The 18988-nt window shown below is 46.1% G+C and carries 25 protein-coding genes and 2 tRNA genes; 23 read left to right on the top strand and 4 right to left on the bottom strand.

Annotated features, from left to right (window positions below; translation table 11 throughout):
• Nucleotides 1–8: 8 nt before the first annotated feature.
• From sseD to ssaU, 22 genes are all read left to right on the top strand, one after another.
• A complete protein-coding gene (gene sseD / locus NAZ64_RS02645) occupies nucleotides 9–596 on the top strand; it encodes an SPI-2 type III secretion system translocon protein SseD (protein WP_220569223.1) in 588 nt (195 codons plus the stop codon).
• 2 nt (nucleotides 597–598) lie between these two features.
• Nucleotides 599–1015: an LcrR family type III secretion system chaperone SseE gene (gene sseE / locus NAZ64_RS02640; RefSeq protein ID WP_000249602.1), complete on the top strand. Its 417-nt coding sequence runs from the start codon at nucleotides 599–601 to the stop codon at nucleotides 1013–1015.
• Nucleotides 1016–1066: 51 nt separating this feature from the next.
• Nucleotides 1067–1501 (top strand): SycD/LcrH family type III secretion system chaperone SscB, encoded by a 435-nt coding sequence (sscB, locus tag NAZ64_RS02635; RefSeq protein ID WP_000979963.1) that lies wholly within the window; start codon nucleotides 1067–1069, stop codon nucleotides 1499–1501.
• A 15-nt stretch (nucleotides 1502–1516) separates the two neighbouring features.
• Nucleotides 1517–2299, top strand: coding sequence for a type III secretion systems effector SseF (gene sseF, locus NAZ64_RS02630; protein WP_220569222.1), 783 nt, complete (start codon nucleotides 1517–1519; stop codon nucleotides 2297–2299).
• On the top strand, nucleotides 2296–2985 hold the full coding sequence (sseG, locus tag NAZ64_RS02625; RefSeq protein WP_000805835.1) for a pathogenicity island 2 effector protein SseG: 690 nt from the start codon (nucleotides 2296–2298) through the stop codon (nucleotides 2983–2985). The genes sseF and sseG overlap by 4 nt, the downstream gene beginning before the upstream one ends.
• Nucleotides 2986–3078: 93 nt before the next feature.
• The gene (ssaG, locus tag NAZ64_RS02620; RefSeq protein WP_000350226.1) at nucleotides 3079–3294 is read left to right on the top strand and encodes a type III secretion system needle filament protein SsaG; all 216 of its coding nucleotides are present in this window, start codon (nucleotides 3079–3081) and stop codon (nucleotides 3292–3294) included.
• Nucleotides 3272–3562 carry an EscG/YscG/SsaH family type III secretion system needle protein co-chaperone gene (locus NAZ64_RS02615; RefSeq protein ID WP_000444713.1) on the top strand — a complete coding sequence of 97 codons (291 nt, stop codon included), beginning with the start codon at nucleotides 3272–3274 and terminating at the stop codon, nucleotides 3560–3562. The genes ssaG and NAZ64_RS02615 overlap by 23 nt, the downstream gene beginning before the upstream one ends.
• Nucleotides 3563–3573: 11 nt before the next feature.
• A complete protein-coding gene (ssaI, locus tag NAZ64_RS02610) occupies nucleotides 3574–3822 on the top strand; it encodes a SctI family type III secretion system inner rod subunit SsaI (RefSeq protein WP_001562742.1) in 249 nt (82 codons plus the stop codon).
• Nucleotides 3819–4568, top strand: a complete 750-nt coding sequence (gene ssaJ, locus NAZ64_RS02605) for an SPI-2 type III secretion system apparatus lipoprotein SsaJ (protein WP_151353810.1) — start codon at nucleotides 3819–3821, stop codon at nucleotides 4566–4568. The genes ssaI and ssaJ overlap by 4 nt, the downstream gene beginning before the upstream one ends.
• 17 nt (nucleotides 4569–4585) lie before the next feature.
• Nucleotides 4586–5134, top strand: coding sequence for a type III secretion system domain-containing protein (locus tag NAZ64_RS02600; RefSeq protein ID WP_115286796.1), 549 nt, complete (start codon nucleotides 4586–4588; stop codon nucleotides 5132–5134).
• Nucleotides 5131–5805 carry an SPI-2 type III secretion system apparatus protein SsaK gene (gene ssaK, locus NAZ64_RS02595; protein ID WP_115286059.1) on the top strand — a complete coding sequence of 225 codons (675 nt, stop codon included), beginning with the start codon at nucleotides 5131–5133 and terminating at the stop codon, nucleotides 5803–5805. The genes NAZ64_RS02600 and ssaK overlap by 4 nt, the downstream gene beginning before the upstream one ends.
• The gene (gene ssaL, locus NAZ64_RS02590) at nucleotides 5771–6787 is read left to right on the top strand and encodes an SPI-2 type III secretion system apparatus protein SsaL (protein ID WP_000238886.1); all 1017 of its coding nucleotides are present in this window, start codon (nucleotides 5771–5773) and stop codon (nucleotides 6785–6787) included. The genes ssaK and ssaL overlap by 35 nt, the downstream gene beginning before the upstream one ends.
• Before the next feature lie 57 nt (nucleotides 6788–6844).
• Nucleotides 6845–7213, top strand: coding sequence for an SPI-2 type III secretion system apparatus protein SsaM (gene ssaM, locus NAZ64_RS02585; RefSeq protein ID WP_000383706.1), 369 nt, complete (start codon nucleotides 6845–6847; stop codon nucleotides 7211–7213).
• Nucleotides 7198–9243, top strand: coding sequence for an SPI-2 type III secretion system apparatus protein SsaV (ssaV, locus tag NAZ64_RS02580; protein WP_001258216.1), 2046 nt, complete (start codon nucleotides 7198–7200; stop codon nucleotides 9241–9243). Before ssaM ends, ssaV begins: the two co-directional genes overlap by 16 nt.
• Complete coding sequence (gene ssaN, locus NAZ64_RS02575; RefSeq protein WP_115286056.1) at nucleotides 9233–10534, top strand: SctN family type III secretion system ATPase SsaN; 1302 nt, start codon at nucleotides 9233–9235, stop codon at nucleotides 10532–10534. The genes ssaV and ssaN overlap by 11 nt, the downstream gene beginning before the upstream one ends.
• Nucleotides 10535–10536: 2 nt before the next feature.
• The gene (gene ssaO, locus NAZ64_RS02570) at nucleotides 10537–10914 is read left to right on the top strand and encodes an SPI-2 type III secretion system apparatus protein SsaO (RefSeq protein ID WP_000449092.1); all 378 of its coding nucleotides are present in this window, start codon (nucleotides 10537–10539) and stop codon (nucleotides 10912–10914) included.
• A complete protein-coding gene (gene ssaP / locus NAZ64_RS02565; RefSeq protein ID WP_115286055.1) occupies nucleotides 10895–11269 on the top strand; it encodes an SPI-2 type III secretion system apparatus protein SsaP in 375 nt (124 codons plus the stop codon). Before ssaO ends, ssaP begins: the two co-directional genes overlap by 20 nt.
• Nucleotides 11250–12218, top strand: a complete 969-nt coding sequence (gene ssaQ, locus NAZ64_RS02560; RefSeq protein WP_220569221.1) for an SPI-2 type III secretion system cytoplasmic ring protein SsaQ — start codon at nucleotides 11250–11252, stop codon at nucleotides 12216–12218. Before ssaP ends, ssaQ begins: the two co-directional genes overlap by 20 nt.
• Before the next feature lie 67 nt (nucleotides 12219–12285).
• A complete protein-coding gene (gene ssaR, locus NAZ64_RS02555) occupies nucleotides 12286–12933 on the top strand; it encodes an SPI-2 type III secretion system export apparatus protein SsaR (protein ID WP_000056367.1) in 648 nt (215 codons plus the stop codon).
• On the top strand, nucleotides 12930–13196 hold the full coding sequence (gene ssas / locus NAZ64_RS02550; RefSeq protein ID WP_000999982.1) for an SPI-2 type III secretion system apparatus protein SsaS: 267 nt from the start codon (nucleotides 12930–12932) through the stop codon (nucleotides 13194–13196). The genes ssaR and ssas overlap by 4 nt, the downstream gene beginning before the upstream one ends.
• Nucleotides 13197–13976 (top strand): SPI-2 type III secretion system apparatus protein SsaT, encoded by a 780-nt coding sequence (ssaT, locus tag NAZ64_RS02545; RefSeq protein WP_000193733.1) that lies wholly within the window; start codon nucleotides 13197–13199, stop codon nucleotides 13974–13976.
• Nucleotides 13973–15031: an SPI-2 type III secretion system apparatus protein SsaU gene (ssaU, locus tag NAZ64_RS02540; RefSeq protein WP_220569220.1), complete on the top strand. Its 1059-nt coding sequence runs from the start codon at nucleotides 13973–13975 to the stop codon at nucleotides 15029–15031. Before ssaT ends, ssaU begins: the two co-directional genes overlap by 4 nt.
• Nucleotides 15032–15189: 158 nt before the next feature.
• On the opposite strand, the gene NAZ64_RS02535 is transcribed toward ssaU, so the two are convergent.
• From NAZ64_RS02535 to mdtK, 3 genes are all read right to left on the bottom strand, one after another.
• A tRNA-Val gene (locus tag NAZ64_RS02535) sits at nucleotides 15190–15266 on the bottom strand.
• A 10-nt stretch (nucleotides 15267–15276) separates the two neighbouring features.
• A tRNA-Val gene (locus NAZ64_RS02530) sits at nucleotides 15277–15353 on the bottom strand.
• 151 nt (nucleotides 15354–15504) lie between these two features.
• Nucleotides 15505–16878 (bottom strand): multidrug efflux MATE transporter MdtK, encoded by a 1374-nt coding sequence (gene mdtK, locus NAZ64_RS02525; protein WP_001175081.1) that lies wholly within the window; start codon nucleotides 16876–16878, stop codon nucleotides 15505–15507.
• 216 nt (nucleotides 16879–17094) lie between these two features.
• Here mdtK and NAZ64_RS02520 point away from each other — a divergent pair, with 216 nt between their 5' ends.
• Complete coding sequence (locus NAZ64_RS02520) at nucleotides 17095–17736, top strand: riboflavin synthase (RefSeq protein WP_000493971.1); 642 nt, start codon at nucleotides 17095–17097, stop codon at nucleotides 17734–17736.
• 41 nt (nucleotides 17737–17777) lie between these two features.
• Here NAZ64_RS02520 and cfa read toward each other — a convergent pair whose 3' ends face one another.
• A complete protein-coding gene (cfa, locus tag NAZ64_RS02515; RefSeq protein WP_000098879.1) occupies nucleotides 17778–18926 on the bottom strand; it encodes a cyclopropane fatty acyl phospholipid synthase in 1149 nt (382 codons plus the stop codon).
• Between the last annotated feature and the right edge of the window lie 62 nt (nucleotides 18927–18988).

Below are 18988 nucleotides of genomic sequence, written 5' to 3'. Positions count from 1 at the left end.
ATAAAAATATGGAAGCGAGTAATGTAGCACTGGTATTACCAGCGCCTTCCTTGGTAACGTCTTCTTCCACTCAATCTCCCTCCGGGGAGGGAATGGGTACTGAATCAATGCTTCTGTTATTTGATGATATCTGGATGAAGCTAATGGAGCTTGCCAAAAAGTTGCGCGATATCATGCGCAGCTATAACGTAGTAAAACAACGGCTGGGCTGGGAACTACAAGTCAATGTTTTACAGACGCAAATGAAAACAATTGATGAAGCGTTTAAAGCATCAATGATTACTGCGGGTGGCGCAATATTGTCGGGAGTGCTGACGATAGGATTAGGGGCTGTAGGCGGGGAAACCGGTCTTATAGCGGGTCAAGCCGTAGGACACACAGCTGGGGGAGTCATGAGCCTGGGGGCCGGTGTAGCGCAACGTCAAAGTGATCAAGATAAAGCGATTGCCGACCTGCAACAAAATGGGACCCAATCTTATAATAAATCCCTGATGGATATTATGGAGAAAGCAGGTGAAATTATGCAGCAAATCATCGGTGTGGGGTCGTCACTAGTCGCGGTTCTTGCTGAAATACTCCGGGCATTAACGAGGTAAACATGGTGCAAGAAATAGAGCAATGGTTGCGTCGGCATCAGGTGTTTACTGAGCCTGCATATTTAGGGGAGACCGCCATATTACTTGGGCAGCAGTTTATATTATCGCCTTACCTGGTGATCTATCGTATTGAGGCAAAAGAAATGATTATTTGTGAGTTTAGACGCCTGACGCCCGGGCAACCTCGACCACAGCAATTGTTTCACTTACTGGGACTTTTACGCGGGATATTTGTGCATCACCCGCAGTTAACATGTTTAAAGATGTTGATAATTACCGACGTTCTGGATGAAAAAAAAGCCCTGCTACGCAGGAAATTATTGCGCATCCTGACAGTAATGGGAGCGACCTTTACACAGCTTGATGGCGATAACTGGACAGTTTTATCCGCCGAGCATCTTATCCAGCGACGTTTTTAAATAACCTTCCTGACGTAAATCATTATCACGTGAAAATAACAATCAATAGGTATGATGATGAAAGAAGATCAGAAAAATAAAATACCCGAAGACATTCTGAAACAGCTATTATCCGTTGATCCGGAAACCGTTTATGCCAGTGGTTACGCCTCATGGCAGGAGGGGGATTATTCGCGCGCCGTAATCGATTTTAGTTGGCTGGTGATGGCCCAGCCATGGAGTTGGCGTGCCCATATTGCATTGGCTGGCACCTGGATGATGCTTAAAGAATACACGACGGCCATTAATTTCTATGGACATGCCTTAATGCTGGATGCCAGCCATCCAGAACCGGTTTACCAAACGGGCGTTTGTCTCAAAATGATGGGGGAACCCGGGTTGGCGAGAGAGGCTTTTCAAACCGCAATCAAGATGAGTTATGCGGATGCCTCATGGAGTGAGATTCGCCAGAATGCGCAAATAATGGTTGATACTCTTATTGCTTAAATAACAGAACGAAATATGAAAATTCATATTCCGTCAGCGGCAAGTAATATAGTCGATGGTAATAGTCCTCCTTCCGATATACAAGCGAAGGAGGTATCGCTTCCTCCCCCTGAAATTCCAGCCCCAGGTACCCCCGCAGCCCCAGTGCTGCTTACGCCTGAACAAATAAGGCAGCAGAGGGATTATGCGATACATTTTATGCAATACACTATTCGTGCGCTGGGTGCGACAGTCGTGTTTGGGTTATCGGTTGCTGCAGCGGTAATTTCTGGCGGGGCAGGATTACCCATTGCTATTCTTGCGGGGGCGGCGCTCGTGATTGCTATTGGGGATGCTTGTTGTGCATATCATAATTATCAATTGATATGTCAGCAAAAGGAGCCGTTACAAACCGCCAGTGATAGCGTTGCTCTTGTGGTCAGTGCGCTGGCCTTAAAATGTGGGGCAAGTCTTAACTGCGCTAACCCCCTTGCTAATTGCCTTTCTTTATTAATACGTTCAGGAATCGCTATTTCTATGTTGGTTTTACCCCTACAGTTTCCACTGCCCACGGCTGAAAATATAGCAGCCTCTTTGGACATGGGGAGTGTAATTACCTCCGTTAGCCTGACGGCGATAGGTGCGGTACTGGATTATTGCCTTGCCCGCCCCTCTGGCGACGATCAGGAAAATTCTGTTGATGAACTTCATGCCGATCCCAGTGCGTTATTGGCGGAACAAATGGCATCGCTCTGTCAATCTGCTACTGCACCTGCATTAATGGACAGTTCTGGTCATACATCTCGGGGAGAACCATGAAACCTGTTAGCCCAAATGCTCAGGTAGCAGGGCAACGTCCTGTTAACGCGCCTGAGGAATCCCCTCCATGTCCCTCATTGCCACATCCGGAAACCAATATGGAGAGTGGTAGAATAGGTCCTCAACAAGGAAAAGAGCGGTTATTGGCCGGGCTTGCGAAACGAGTGATAGAGTGTTTTCCAAAAGAAATTTTTAGTTGGCAAACGGTCATTTTGGGCGGACAGATTTTATGCTGTTCCGCTGGAATAGCATTAACAGTGCTAAGTGGTGGAGGCGCGCCGCTCGTAGCCCTGGCGGGAATTGGCCTTGCTATTGCTATCGCGGATGTCGCCTGCCTTATCTACCATCATAAACATCATTTGCCTATGGCTCACGACAGTATAGGCAATGCCGTTTTTTATATTGCTAATTGTTTCGCCAATCAACGCAAAAGTATGGCGATTGCTAAAGCCGTCTCCCTGGGCGGTAGATTAGCCTTAACCGCGACGGTAATGACGCATTCATACTGGAGTGGTAGTTTGGGGCTACAGCCTCATTTATTAGAGCGCCTTAATGATATTACCTACGGACTAATGAGTTTTACTCGCTTCGGTATGGATGGGATGGCAATGACCGGTATGCAGGTCAGCAGCCCATTATATCGTTTGCTGGCTCAGGTGACGCCAGAACAACGTGCGCCGGAGTAATCGTTTTCAGGTATATACCGGATGTTCATTGATTTCTAAATTTTGCTATGTTGCCAGTATCCTTACGATGTATTTATTTTAAGGAAAAGCATTATGGATATTGCACAATTAGTGGATATGCTCTCCCACATGGCGCACCAGGCAGGCCAGGCCATTAATGACAAAATGAATGGTAATGATTTGCTCAACCCAGAATCGATGATTAAAGCGCAATTTGCCTTACAGCAGTATTCTACATTTATTAATTACGAAAGTTCACTGATCAAAATGATCAAGGATATGCTTAGTGGAATCATTGCTAAAATCTGAAGTTATTAGCGACGATGTTCGACGGTTGCTGCTGGAAATCATGTTTGCGGGCGTTAACCATAGCCTGATTTCCCAGGTACATGCGATGTTACCAGCGCTAACGGTTATTGTTCCGGATAAAAAATTACAGTTGGTATGTCTGGCATTATTGTTGGCGGGTTTAAATGAGCCGCTAAAAGCCGCGAAAATTTTATCGGATATTGATTTGCCAGAGGCTATGGCGCTGCGTCTGTTATTTCCTGCACCAAATGAGGGGTTTGAAAATTGAATATTTCTGATATGAGCGTAGTGCCTGTAAGCACTCAATCTTATGTAAAGTCCTCTGCAGAACCGAGCCAGGAGCAAATTAATTTTTTTGAACAATTGCTGAAAGATGATGCATCCACCAGTAACGCCAGTGCTTTATTACCGCAGGTTATGTTGACCAGACAAATGGATTATATGCAGTTAACGGTAGGCGTCGATTATCTTGCCAGAATATCAGGCGCAGCATCGCAAGCGCTTAATAAGCTGGATAGCATGACATGAAGGTTCATCGTATAGTATTTCTTACTGTCCTTACGTTCTTTCTTACGGCATGTGATGTGGATCTTTATCGCTCATTGCCAGAAGATGAGGCGAATCAAATGCTGGCATTACTTATGCAGCATCATATTGATGCGGAAAAAAAACAGGAAGAGGATGGTGTAACCTTACGTGTCGAGCAGTCGCAGTTTATTAATGCGGTTGAGCTACTTAGACTTAACGGTTATCCGCATCGGCAGTTTACAACGGCGGATAAGATGTTTCCGGCTAATCAGTTAGTGGTATCACCCCAGGAAGAACAGCAGAAGATTAATTTTTTAAAAGAACAAAGAATTGAAGGAATGCTGAGTCAGATGGAGGGCGTGATTAATGCAAAAGTGACCATTGCGCTACCGACTTATGATGAGGGAAGTAACGCTTCTCCGAGCTCAGTTGCCGTATTTATAAAATATTCACCTCAGGTCAATATGGAGGCCTTTCGGGTAAAAATTAAAGATTTAATAGAGATGTCAATCCCTGGGTTGCAATACAGTAAGATTAGTATCTTGATGCAGCCTGCTGAATTCAGAATGGTACCTGACGTACCCGCGAGACAAACATTCTGGATTATGGACGTGATCAACGCCAATAAAGGGAAGGTGGAGAAGTGGTTGATGAAATACCCTTATCAGTTGATGTTATCGTTGACAGGACTGTTAATAGGAGTGGGCATCCTGATCGGCTATTTTTGCCTGAGACGCCGTTTTTGAGCCGACCTGATCCCGAGGTGTTGCAACTTTATCGTTATTTCTGGCAACCTGCTCGTTACGCTGTGCCGGAATGGCTGGATAAGCTGGGCTTTCATTTTTCAAACTGCTGGCGTTATGGCGATCGGCCCGAGTTGGATCGTCTTCTTGACAGAGCGTTAAATAGACTAAGGGGAAGCTCTGTTATTCCAGCCTGTTTAAATGACAGGCAAAAACGGCAGATTCGTCTTGCGCCGCGTATATCAGCATTTGCTTTTGGGCTGGGATTATTCAAACTCAGGTGTAGTGACTATTTTATGCTACCAGAGTATCGGCAATTACTTCTACAGTGGTTTAGCGAGGATGAGATCTGGCAGCTATATGGTTGGTTGGGGCAAAGAGATGGCAAATTACTTCCTCCGCAAGTGATGCAACAAACTGCATTGCAGATCGGTACCGCCATTCTTAATCGGGAAGCACATGACGATGCGGTTTTACATGCGCTATTAGTATTATTACCCCCTCCGCAGCGTATACTTTGGCCGAAGACTTCTCTTACCGAGATTATCTTCATGGAGCATTTGCTATGAGTTTCACTTCACTTCCTCTGACGGAAATTAACCATAAGCTACCCGCTCGAAATATTATTGAGTCACCGTGGATAACATTACAATTAACTTTATTTGCACAAGAGCAACAAGCTAAGAGAGTTTCACATGCTATTGTAAGCTCCGCTTACCGTAAGGCTGAAAAAATCATCCGAGACGCCTATCGTTATCAGCGTGAACAGAAAGTTGAGCAGCAACAAGAAATAGCGTGGTTGCGTAAAAATACGCTGGAAAAAATGGAAGTGGAATGGCTGGAACAGCATGTAAAACATTTACAAGATGATGAAAATCAACTTCGTTCATTGGTCGATCAAGCAGCGCATCATATTAAAAATAGTATAGAACAGGTTCTGTTGGCCTGGTTCGACCAACAGTCGGTAGACAGTGTTATGTGCCATCGTCTGGCACACCAGGCCACGGCTATGGCGGAAGAGGGAGCGCTTTATTTGCGTATTCATCCTGAAAAAGAGGCATTGATGCGTGAAACTTTTGGCAAGCGGTTTACGTTGATTATCGAGCCTGGTTTCTCTCCCGATCAGGCTGAACTTTCCTCAACACGATATGCCGTTGAATTTTCACTTTCTCGTCATTTCAACGCGTTACTGAAATGGTTACGTAATGGTGAAGATAAAAGAGGTAGCGATGAATATTAAAATTAATGAGATAAAAATGACGCCCCCTACAGCATTTACCCCTGGCCAGGTTATAGAGGAACAAGAGGTTATTTCGCCTTCAATGTTAGCTCTCCAGGAGTTACAGGAAACGACGGGGGCAGCGCTCTATGAGACGATGGAAGAAATAGGAATGGCGCTGAGTGGTAAACTGCGCGAAAGTTATAAATTCACTGATGCTGAGAAACTGGAACGCAGACAGCAGGCTTTGCTGCGTTTGATAAAACAAATACAGGAGGATAATGGGGCAACGTTGCGTCCGCTTACCGAAGAGAATAGTGATCCTGATTTACAGAATGCGTATCAAATTATCGCTCTTGCAATGGCGCTTACTGCCGGCGGGTTGTCAAAAAAGAAAAAACGCGATTTGCAATCGCAACTGGATACGCTTACAGCGGAGGAGGGATGGGAACTCGCCGTTTTTAGTTTACTGGAACTTGGCGAAGTGGATACCGCTACGCTGTCCTCGCTGAAGCGTTTTATGCAACAGGCGATAGACAACGATGAAATGCCCTTATCGCAGTGGTTCAGACGCGTGGCAGACTGGCCGGATCGCTGTGAGCGGGTCCGTATTTTGCTAAGAGCAATAGCCTTTGAACTTAGCATATGCATCGAACCCTCGGAGCAAAGTCGTTTGGCCGCAGCATTAGTACGTTTGCGTCGTTTGTTGTTATTCCTTGGCCTTGAAAAAGAGTGCCAGCGTGAGGAGTGGATTTGCCAGTTGCCGCCTAATACATTACTGCCGCTACTACTCGATATCATTTGTGAGCGTTGGCTTTTCAGTGATTGGTTGCTTGATAGACTTACCGCTATAGTTTCTTCATCGAAGATGTTCAATCGGTTACTCCAACAACTTGATGCGCAGTTTATGCTGATACCCGATAACTGTTTTAACGACGAAGATCAACGTGAACAAATTCTCGAAACGCTTCGTGAAGTAAAGGTAAATCAGGTTTTATTCTGATACCTGGCTTTCAATATTTAGGTAAATTGGCGTTCTGGCTCATCATGAGGCGGCAGGATGGATTGGGATCTCATTACTGAACGTAATATTCAGCTTTTTATTCAATTAGCAGGATTAGCTCAACGGCCTTTAGCAACCAATATGTTCTGGCGGCAAGGGCAATATGAAACCTATCTAAACTATCATAACGGTCGTATTCACTTATGTCAGATACTCAAGCAAACCTTCTTAGACGAAGATCTGCTTTTTAAAGCCTTAACTCACTGGAAACCTGCAGCGTTCCAGGGTATTCCTCAACGATTATTTTTGTTGCGCGATGGGCTGGCAATGAGTTGTTCTCCTCCTCTTTCCAGCTCCGCCGAGCTCTGGTTACGATTACATCATCGACAAATAAAATTTCTGGAGTCGCAATGCGTTCATGGTTAGGTGAGGGAATCAGGGCGCAACAGTGGCTCAGTGTATGCGCGGGTCGGCAGGATATGGTTCTGGCGACGGTGTTATTAATCGCTATTGTGATGATGCTGTTACCTTTACCGACCTGGATGGTTGATATCCTGATTACTATTAACCTTATGTTTTCAGTGATCCTGCTCTTAATTGCTATTTATCTTAGTGACCCTCTCGATTTATCGGTATTTCCGTCTTTATTACTTATTACTACATTATATCGTTTGTCACTCACAATCAGCACATCACGGCTGGTACTGTTACAACATAATGCCGGTAATATTGTGGATGCTTTCGGTAAGTTTGTCGTAGGAGGAAATCTCACCGTTGGGTTGGTCGTATTTACCATCATTACTATCGTGCAGTTTATTGTCATTACAAAAGGTATCGAGAGGGTGGCGGAAGTTAGCGCACGTTTCTCGCTTGATGGGATGCCAGGCAAACAAATGAGTATCGATGGCGATTTGCGTGCCGGAGTTATCGATGCAGACCATGCCCGTACATTAAGACAGCACGTCCAGCAGGAAAGCCGCTTTCTCGGTGCGATGGACGGTGCGATGAAATTTGTTAAAGGCGATACGATTGCCGGTATTATTGTTGTTCTGGTGAACATTATCGGCGGTATCATTATCGCTATCGTGCAATATGATATGTCAATGAGTGAGGCTGTTCACACTTATAGCGTACTGTCAATCGGAGATGGTTTATGTGGGCAAATTCCATCGCTGCTGATTTCCCTTAGCGCGGGAATTATTGTCACCCGTGTTCCGGGTGAGAAACGCCAGAACCTGGCGACAGAGTTGAGTTCTCAAATTGCCAGACAACCTCAGTCGCTCATATTAACCGCTGTGGTTTTAATGCTCCTTGCTTTAATTCCTGGTTTTCCTTTTATCACTCTCGCTTTCTTTTCAGCGTTGTTAGCATTGCCAATTATCCTCATTCGCCGCAAAAAGTCTGTCGTTTCCGCAAATGGCGTCGAAGCACCGGAAAAAGATAGTATGGTTCCCGGCGCATGTCCTCTAATCTTACGTCTTAGCCCGACGTTACATTCTGCCGACCTGATTCGTGATATTGACGCCATGAGATGGTTTTTATTTGAGGATACCGGCGTCCCTCTCCCTGAGGTGAATATTGAGGTTTTGCCTGAACCCACCGAAAAATTGACGGTACTGCTATATCAGGAACCCGTATTTAGTTTATCTATTCCCGCCCAGGCGGATTATTTATTGATAGGCGCGGACGCTAGTGTGGTGGGTGACAGCCAGACGTTACCGAACGGGATGGGGCAGATCTGTTGGCTTACAAAAGACATGGCCCATAAGGCGCAAGGTTTTGGACTGGACGTTTTCGCGGGCAGCCAACGTATCTCTGCCTTATTAAAATGTGTCCTGCTTCGGCATATGGGAGAGTTTATTGGTGTTCAGGAAACGCGTTATCTAATGAATGCGATGGAAAAAAACTACTCTGAGCTGGTGAAAGAACTTCAGCGCCAGTTACCCATTAATAAAATCGCTGAAACTTTGCAACGGCTTGTATCAGAGCGGGTTTCTATTAGAGATTTACGTCTTATTTTCGGCACCTTAATTGACTGGGCGCCACGTGAAAAAGATGTCCTGATGTTGACAGAATATGTCCGTATCGCGCTTCGCCGTCATATTCTGCGTCGTCTTAATCCGGAAGGAAAACCGCTGCCGATTTTGCGGATAGGAGAAGGTATTGAGAACCTCGTGCGTGAATCCATTCGCCAGACGGCAATGGGGACCTATACTGCGCTGTCGTCTCGTCATAAGACGCAGATCCTGCAACTTATCGAGCAGGCGCTGAAGCAGTCAGCCAAATTATTCATTGTCACTTCTGTCGACACCCGACGTTTCTTGCGAAAAATTACAGAAGCCACCTTGTTCGACGTACCGATTTTGTCATGGCAGGAATTAGGAGAGGAGAGCCTTATACAAGTGGTAGAAAGTATTGACCTTAGCGAAGAGGAGTTGGCGGACAATGAAGAATGAATTGATGCAACGTCTGAGGCTGAAATATCCGCCCCCCGATGGTTATTGTCGATGGGGCCGAATTCAGGATGTCAGCGCAACGTTGTTAAATGCGTGGTTGCCTGGGGTATTTATGGGAGAGTTGTGCTGTATAAAGCCTGGAGAAGAACTTGCTGAGGTCGTGGGGATTAATGGCAGCAAAGCTTTGCTATCTCCTTTTACGAGTACTATCGGGCTTCACTGCGGGCAGCAAGTGATGGCCTTAAGGCGACGCCATCAGGTTCCCGTGGGCGAAGCGTTATTAGGGCGAGTCATTGATGGTTTTGGTCGTCCCCTTGATGGCCGCGAACTGCCCGAAGTCTGCTGGAAAGACTATGATGCAATGCCTCCTCCCGCAATGGTTCGACAGCCTATCACTCAACCATTAATGACGGGGATTCGCGCTATTGATAGCGTTGCGACCTGTGGCGAAGGGCAACGAGTGGGTATTTTTTCTGCTCCTGGCGTGGGGAAAAGCACGCTTCTGGCGATGCTGTGTAATGCGCCAGACGCAGACAGCAATGTTCTGGTGTTAATTGGTGAACGTGGACGAGAAGTCCGCGAGTTCATCGATTTTACACTGTCTGAAGAGACCCGAAAACGTTGTGTCATTGTTGTCGCAACTTCTGACAGACCCGCCTTAGAGCGCGTGAGGGCGCTGTTTGTGGCCACCACGATAGCAGAATTTTTTCGCGATAATGGAAAGCGAGTCGTCTTGCTTGCCGACTCACTGACGCGTTATGCCAGGGCCGCACGGGAAATCGCTCTGGCCGCCGGAGAGACCGCGGTTTCTGGAGAATATCCGCCAGGCGTATTTAGTGCATTGCCACGACTTTTAGAACGTACAGGAATGGGAGAAAAAGGCAGTATTACCGCATTTTATACGGTACTGGTGGAAGGCGATGATATGAATGAGCCGTTGGCGGATGAAGTCCGTTCACTGCTTGATGGACATATTGTGCTATCCCGGCGGCTTGCAGAGAGGGGGCATTATCCTGCCATTGACGTGCTGGCAACGCTCAGCCGCGTTTTTCCAGTCGTTACCAGCCATGAGCATCATCAACTGGCGGCGATATTGCGACGGCGCCTGGCGCTTTACCAGGAGGTTGAGCTGTTAATACGCATTGGGGAATACCAGCGAGGAGTTGATACAGATACTGACAAAGCCATTGATACCTATCCGGATATTTGCACATTTTTGCGACAAAGTAAGGATGAAGTATGCGGACCCGAGCTACTCATAGAAAAATTACATCAAATACTCACCGAGTGATCATGGAAACTTTGCTGGAGATAATCGCGCGGCGTGAAAAGCAATTACGCGGCAAACTTACCGTACTTGATCAGCAGCAACAGGCGATTATTACGGAACAGCAGATTTGCCAGACGCGCGCTTTAGCAGTGACTACCAGACTGAAAGAATTAATGGGCTGGCAAGGTACGTTATCTTGTCATTTATTGTTGGATAAGAAACAACAAATGGCCGGACTATTCACACAGGCGCAGAGCTTTTTGACGCAACGGCAGCAGTTAGAGAATCAGTATCAGCAGCTTGTCTCCCGGCGAAGCGAATTACAGAAGAATTTTAATGCGCTTATGAAAAAGAAAGAAAAAATTACTATGGTATTAAGCGATGCGTATTACCAAAGTTGAGGGAAGTCTTGGGTTGCCATGCCAGTCTTATCAGGATGATAACGAGGCGGAGGCGGAACGTATGGACTTTGAACAACTCATGCACCAGGCATTACCCATTGGTGAGAATAATCCTCCTGCAACATTGCATAAAAACGTGGTTTTCACGCAACGTTATCGTGTTAGTGGCGGTTATCTTGACGGTGTAGAGTGTGAAGTATGTGAATCAGGGGGGCTAATCCAGCTAAAAATCAATGTCCCTCATCATGAAATTTACCGTTCGATGAAAGCGCTAAAGCAGTGGCTGGAGTCTCAGTTGCTGCATATGGGGTATATAATTTCCCTGGAGATATTCTATGTTAAGAATAGCGAATGAAGAGCGTCCGTGGGTGGAGATGCTTCCAACGCAAGGCGCTACCATTGGTGAGCTGACATTGAGTATGCAACAATATCCAGTACAGCAAGGGATATTATTTACCATAAATTATCATAATGAGCTGGGTAGGGTGTGGATTGCAGAACAATGCTGGCAGCGCTGGTGTGAAGGGTTAATTGGCACCGCTAATCGATCGGCTATCGATCCTGAATTGCTATATGGAATAGCTGAATGGGGGCTGGCGCCGTTATTGCAAGCCAGTGATGCCACCCTCTGTCAGAACGAACCGCCAACATCCTGCAGTAATCTACCACATCAGCTAGCGTTGCATATTAAATGGACAGTTGAAGAACATGAGTTCCATAGCATTATTTTTACATGGCCAACGGGTTTTCTGCGCAATATAGTCGGAGAGCTTTCTGCTGAGCGTCAACAGATTTATCCTGCCCCTCCTGTGGTAGTCCCTGTATATTCAGGTTGGTGCCAGCTTACATTAATCGAACTTGAGTCTATCGAAATCGGCATGGGCGTTCGGATTCATTGCTTCGGCGACATCAGACTCGGTTTTTTTGCTATTCAACTACCTGGGGGAATCTACGCAAGGGTGTTGCTGACAGAGGATAACACGATGAAATTTGACGAATTAGTCCAGGATATCGAAACGCTACTTGCGTCAGGGAGTCCAATGTCAAAGAGTGACGGAACGTCTTCAGTCGAACTTGAGCAGATACCACAACAGGTGCTCTTTGAGGTCGGACGTGCGAGTCTGGAAATTGGACAATTACGACAACTTAAAACGGGGGACGTTTTGCCTGTAGGGGGATGTTTTGCGCCAGAGGTGACGATAAGAGTAAATGACCGTATTATTGGGCAAGGTGAGTTGATTGCCTGTGGTAATGAATTTATGGTGCGTATTACACGTTGGTATCTTTCCAAAAATACAGCGTAAACCTGATAAGAAAAATAATATGCGAACAATATAATAGCGTTCCAGGTCGTGTCATGAGAGATACAGTATGTCTTTACCCGATTCGCCTTTGCAACTGATTGGTATATTGTTTCTGCTTTCAATACTGCCTCTCATTATCGTCATGGGAACTTCTTTCCTTAAACTGGCGGTGGTATTTTCGATTTTACGAAATGCTCTGGGTATTCAACAAGTTCCCCCAAATATCGCACTGTATGGCCTTGCGCTTGTACTTTCCTTATTCATTATGGGGCCGACGCTATTAGCTGTAAAAGAGCGCTGGCATCCGGTTCAGGTCGCTGGCGCTCCTTTCTGGACGTCTGAGTGGGACAGTAAAGCATTAGCGCCTTATCGACAGTTTTTGCAAAAAAACTCTGAAGAGAAGGAAGCCAATTATTTTCGGAATTTGATAAAACGAACCTGGCCTGAAGACATAAAAAGAAAGATAAAACCTGATTCTTTGCTCATATTAATTCCGGCATTTACGGTGAGTCAGTTAACGCAGGCATTTCGGATTGGATTACTTATTTATCTTCCCTTTCTGGCTATTGACCTGCTTATTTCAAATATACTGCTGGCTATGGGAATGATGATGGTGTCGCCGATGACCATTTCATTACCGTTTAAGCTGCTAATATTTTTACTGGCAGGCGGTTGGGATCTGACACTGGCGCAATTGGTACAGAGCTTTTCATGAATGATTCTGAATTGACGCAATTTGTAACGCAACTTTTATGGATCGTCCTTTTTACGTCTATGCCGGTGGTGTTGGTGGCATCGGTAGTTGGTGTCATCGTAAGCCTTGTTCAGGCCTTGACTCAAATACAGGACCAAACGCTACAGTTCATGATTAAATTATTGGCAATTGCAATAACCTTAATGGTCAGCTACCCATGGCTTAGCGGTATCCTGTTGAATTATACCCGGCAGATAATGTTACGAATTGGAGAGCATGGTTGAATGACACAACAGTTAAATGAGTGGCTTATTGCATTGGCTGTGGCTTTTATTCGACCATTGAGCCTTTCTTTATTACTTCCCCTATTAAAAAGTGGCAGTTTAGGGGCCGCACTTTTACGTAATGGCGTGCTTATGTCACTTACCTTTCCGATATTACCAATCATTTACCAGCAGAAGATTATTATGCATATTGGTAAAGATTACAGTTGGTTAGGGTTAGTCACCGGAGAGGTGATTATTGGTTTTTTAATTGGGTTTTGTGCGGCGGTTCCCTTTTGGGCCGTTGATATGGCGGGGTTTCTGCTTGATACTTTACGTGGCGCGACAATGGGTACGATATTCAATTCTACAATGGAAGCTGAAACCTCACTTTTTGGCTTGCTTTTCAGCCAGTTTTTGTGTGTTATTTTCTTTATAAGCGGCGGCATGGAGTTTATATTAAACATTCTGTATGAGTCATACCAATATTTACCGCCAGGGCGTACTTTATTATTTGACCGGCAATTTTTAAAATATATCCAGGCAGAGTGGAGAACGCTTTATCAATTATGCATCAGTTTCTCCCTTCCTGCCATAATATGTATGGTATTAGCCGATCTGGCTTTAGGTCTTTTAAATCGGTCGGCACAGCAATTGAATGTGTTTTTCTTCTCAATGCCGCTCAAAAGTATATTGGTTCTACTCACGCTCCTGATCTCATTCCCTTATGCTCTTCATCACTATTTGGTTGAAAGCGATAAATTTTATATTTATCTAAAAGACTGGTTTCCATCTGTATGAGCGAGAAAACAGAACAACCTACAGAAAAGAAATTACGTGATGGCCGTAAGGAAGGGCAGGTCGTCAAAAGCATTGAAATAACATCATTATTTCAGCTGATTGCGCTTTATTTGTATTTTCATTTCTTTACTGAAAAGATGATTTTGATACTGATTGCGTCAATAACTTTCACATTACAATTAGTAAATAAACCATTTTCTTATGCATTAACGCAATTGACTCATGCTTTGATAGAGTCATTGACTTCTGTACTGCTGTTTCTGGGCGCAGGGGTAATAGTTGCTACTGTGGGTAGCGTGTTTCTTCAGGTGGGGGTGGTTATTGCCAGTAAGGCCATTGGTTTTAAAAGTGAGCATATAAATCCGGTAAGTAATTTTAAGCAGATATTCTCTTTACATAGCGTAGTGGAATTATGTAAATCCAGCCTAAAAGTTATCATGCTATCTCTTATCTTTGCCTTTTTCTTTTATTATTATGCCAGTACTTTTCGGGCGCTACCGTACTGTGGGTTAGCCTGTGGCCTGCTTGTAGTTTCTTCTTTAATAAAATGGTTATGGGTAGGGGTGATGGCTTTTTATATCGTCGTTGGCATACTGGACTATTCTTTTCAATATTATAAGATTAGAAAAGATCTAAAAATGAGTAAAGATGACGTAAAACAGGAGCATAAAGATCTGGAGGGCGATCCTCAAATGAAGACACGGCGTCGGGAAATGCAGAGTGAAATACAAAGTGGGAGTTTAGCTCAATCTGTTAAACAATCTGTTGCGGTAGTGCGTAATCCAACGCATATTGCGGTTTGTCTTGGCTATCATCCCACCGATATGCCAATACCACGCGTTCTGGAAAAAGGTAGTGATGCTCAAGCTAACTATATTGTTAACATCGCTGAACGCAACTGCATCCCCGTTGTTGAAAATGTTGAGCTGGCCCGCTCATTATTTTTTGAAGTGGAACGTGGAGATAAAATTCCTGAAACGTTATTTGAACCCGTTGCAGCCTTGTTACGTATGGTGATGAAGATAGATTATGCGCATTCTACCGAAACACCATAAATGCTTTTGGTATGCTTCTTCAGGCCACTGCGAAGGTTAAGAGGGGTAATACAGTATAGAGCAGCGCTTGACGATAAAGGTGAGAGACTGAAAATAATCGCTTTTAGCCTGGCACAAGCACCAGATAGCGTATTTTAAAATTACACAAGATAATGGATTGGTGCGTCTGAATGGACTCGAACCATCGACCCCCACCATGTCAAGGTGGTGCTCTAACCAACTGAGCTACAGACGCATTAAAATGATGGTGCGTTCAATTGGACTCGAACCAACGACCCCCACCATGTCAAGGTGGTGCTCTAACCAACTGAGCTATGAACGCAACGTTGTAGGTGACAACGGGGACGAATATTAGCGTCACAACCGCAATGAGGCAAGAGGGAAATCGCAATTTTCTTCCTGAAATCACCTGATTGCGGTGGAAATATGCAACATGTCGAGAAAATAGCCGCCATGCGACGGCTATCGTCGTATTATCGCGCAGCGCGCTGCAAAATGATGGCGGACGGCTGACGTTGTAGATAGCGCATCCGTAGCATCATTAACACCGCCGCCGAGGTCAGGCCGATGATGAACCCCATCCAGAAGCCCGCCGGTCCCATACGATCAACCACCAGATCCGTTAACGCCAGGATATAACCGCTGGGTAAACCTAACACCCAGTAGGCGGTAAAGGTGATAAAAAAGATGGAACGCGTATCTTTATAACCGCGCAGAATACCGCTGCCGATAACCTGTATAGAGTCGGAAATCTGATAAACCGCAGCGAGCAGCATTAATTGCGCGGCAAGCGCCACGACCTCAGGGTTGTCATTGTAGAGCAAAGCAATATGCTTACGCAGAGTAACGGTAAAGATCGCGGTAACCACAGCCATACAAATGCCGACACCTAAACCGGTGCGCGCTGCGGTTTGCGCATCCAGCGTTGAGCCCTGGCCCAGACGATAACCCACTCGAATCGTTACCGCCGCAGCCAGCGACATTGGCAGTACGAACATCAGCGAGCTAAAGTTAAGCGCAATCTGATGACCCGCAACATCCACAATACCTAATGGCGAAACCAGCAGCGCAACGACCGCAAACAACGTCACTTCAAAGAACAGCGCCAGCGCAATCGGCAACCCCAGTTGAATCAGGCGCTTCATGACGACGCTATCGGGTTTGCCAAAGCCTGTTTCATTACGAATATCACGCATTGAACGCGCGTGTTTAATGTAAGAAAGCATGGCGATAAACATCACCCAATAGACCGCCGCGGTTGCAACGCCGCAGCCGATACCGCCGAGTTCCGGCATACCAAAATGGCCATAGATAAAAATATAGTTCACCGGAATATTCACCAGCAGGCCCAAAAATCCCATCACCATACCCGGTTTGGTTTTGGCCAGACCTTCGCACTGGTTTCGCGCTACCTGGAAGAAAAGGTATCCTGGCGCGCCCCACAGTAGCGCGCGAAGATAACCCACGGCTTTATCAGCTAGCGCCGGATCAATATTATGCATGGAGCGGATAATGTATCCGGCATTCCACAGGACAATCATCACCAGCACGGAGACAAAGCCCGCCAGCCAGAATCCTTGTCGAACCTGATGCGCGATACGCTCGCGACGGCCGGAGCCATTGAGTTGCGCAATCACGGGCGTCAAGGCCAGCAGTAAGCCGTGACCAAACAAAATGGCGGGAAGCCAGATAGAGGTGCCGATAGCGACGGCAGCCATGTCCGTAGCGCTATAGCCTCCTGCCATGACGGTATCGACGAATCCCATTGCGGTCTGTGCCACTTGCGCAAGGATCACCGGTATCGCTAACGCTAATAACTGACGCGCTTCACTGGTATACTTCTGCACGTATTCACCTTTTATTTTGTTGTTATATGAAAGACTAAAAAGCCGCCGTAGTGGCAGCCAAAAGAAATAGCAGGGGAAATTTCAGTCTATTGTAGCGGGGTATTACTATTTCTCCAGCGAAAAAACAGTTGTTAACGGCGCATTGCTGGCAAGCTGTTTTTCCACCTGCTATTGTGCTGAACAGTTCTGCTTTTATTTATTTCAGGAGTTGAAGATATGTTTACGGGGATCGTACAGGGTACCGCGAAACTGGTATCGATTGATGAAAAACCCAACTTTCGCACCCATGTGGTGACGTTACCGGACTACATGCTGGAGGGGCTGGAGACGGGGGCGTCGGTAGCGCATAACGGATGCTGTTTGACGGTGACTGAAATAAACGGCAATCAGATAAGTTTTGATCTGATGAAAGAAACGTTGCGCATCACCAATCTGGGCGCGTTGAGGGTAGGTGATGAGGTCAACGTAGAGCGCGCCGCCAAATTCAGCGATGAAATCGGTGGACATCTGATGTCGGGGCATATTATTACGACGGCGGAGATCGCGAAAATCCTGACCTCCGAAAATAACCATCAGGTGTGGTTTAAAGTGCAGGATGCGTCCCTGATGAAGTATATCCTGTACAAAGGCTTTATCGGCGTCGACGGCATCAGTTTGACCGTCGGCGAGGTAACGCCAACGCGCTTCTGCGTGCATCTCATTCCGGAAACGCTGGAGCGTACTACGCTTGGCAGAAAAAAACTGGGTGAGCGTGTGAATATTGAGATCGATCCGCAAACGCAGGCGGTTGTCGATACCGTAGAACGCGTACTGGCTGCACGAGAAAATGCGGTCAGAAATCAGGCCGACATTGGCTAACGGAAAATAAGATTCCCCCGCATGAAATGCGGGGGAGATGATTAGCGAGGAACGCGCAGACCGTTTTCAACGCCGCGCGTAAATACCACCTGCCAAAGCTGGATATCACGCGCGCGAAACGCACCCGCGCAGGCGTTGAGATAATAGCTGAACATACGTTTAAAGCGCTCGTTATAATTGCCCGCAATCTCTGGCCAGGCATTGATAAAGCGCTCATGCCACGCCATCAGAGTCGTGTCATAGTCGGCGCCAAAGTTATGCCAGTCTTCCATTACAAAGTGTGATTCGCTGGCCTCGGCGATTTGACGAACAGACGGCAAGCAACCGTTGGGGAAAATATACTTATTAATCCACGGATCGACATTATGATCGGTTTTTTTAGAACCAATAGTATGGAGCAGGAAAAGACCATCCGGTTTTAAATTCCTGTCAACAACTTCAAAATAGGTGTTGTAGTTTTTTGGCCCGACATGTTCGAACATACCGACGGAGACGATTCGGTCAAACTGATCGTTAAGGTCGCGATAATCTTCCAGGAGAATGGAGACATCCAGACCTTCGCAACGCGTCTGCGCCATTTTTTGTTGTTCAGCGGAGATCGTTACGCCCACCACGCTAACGCCATAATGGGTCGCCATATATTGCGACAGGCCGCCCCAGCCGCAGCCGATATCCAGCACACGCATCCCCGGTTGTAGCTGTAGCTTTTCGCAAATTAATTTCAGCTTGGCTTGCTGTGCCGCTTCCAGCGTATCGGCATCTTTCCAGTAGGCGCAAGAATATTGCATATAGGGATCGAGCATACGGGAAAAAAGGTCATTACCAAGATCGTAATGTTCCTTGCCGACAATCCAGGCGCGTTTTTTACTTTGTAGATTAATCAGACGCGCGCCGAGGATACGGAGCGTATCTTTAACATGGTGGGGGAGTTGATTTTCAAGACCGGCACGTAAGACTTTGCTGAAGAAAATATCCAGACGCTCGCATTCCCACCAGCCATCCATGTAACTCTCACCTAACCCCAACGAACCTTCCTGGAGGACGCGTTTAAAAAAATCGGGATTCTTAACACGAATGTCAGACGGGGCGGAACCATTAATTGTAATATCCGCGCGACTTAACAATTCGTTGGCGATTCGGTACCAGTTATCATCCGGTACGCTGACTTCTTCTATACACGATGAACTCATAGCTTCTCCATCACTGGACGGTGATCAGAACCTTAAAACAGCGTAGACGCTTTTTTGGCTTT

The sequence above is a fragment of the Salmonella sp. A1325 genome, assembly GCF_056991255.1.
Note: the sequence above shows the minus strand (reverse complement) of the source record. Positions and strands in the feature narration are given on the sequence as shown.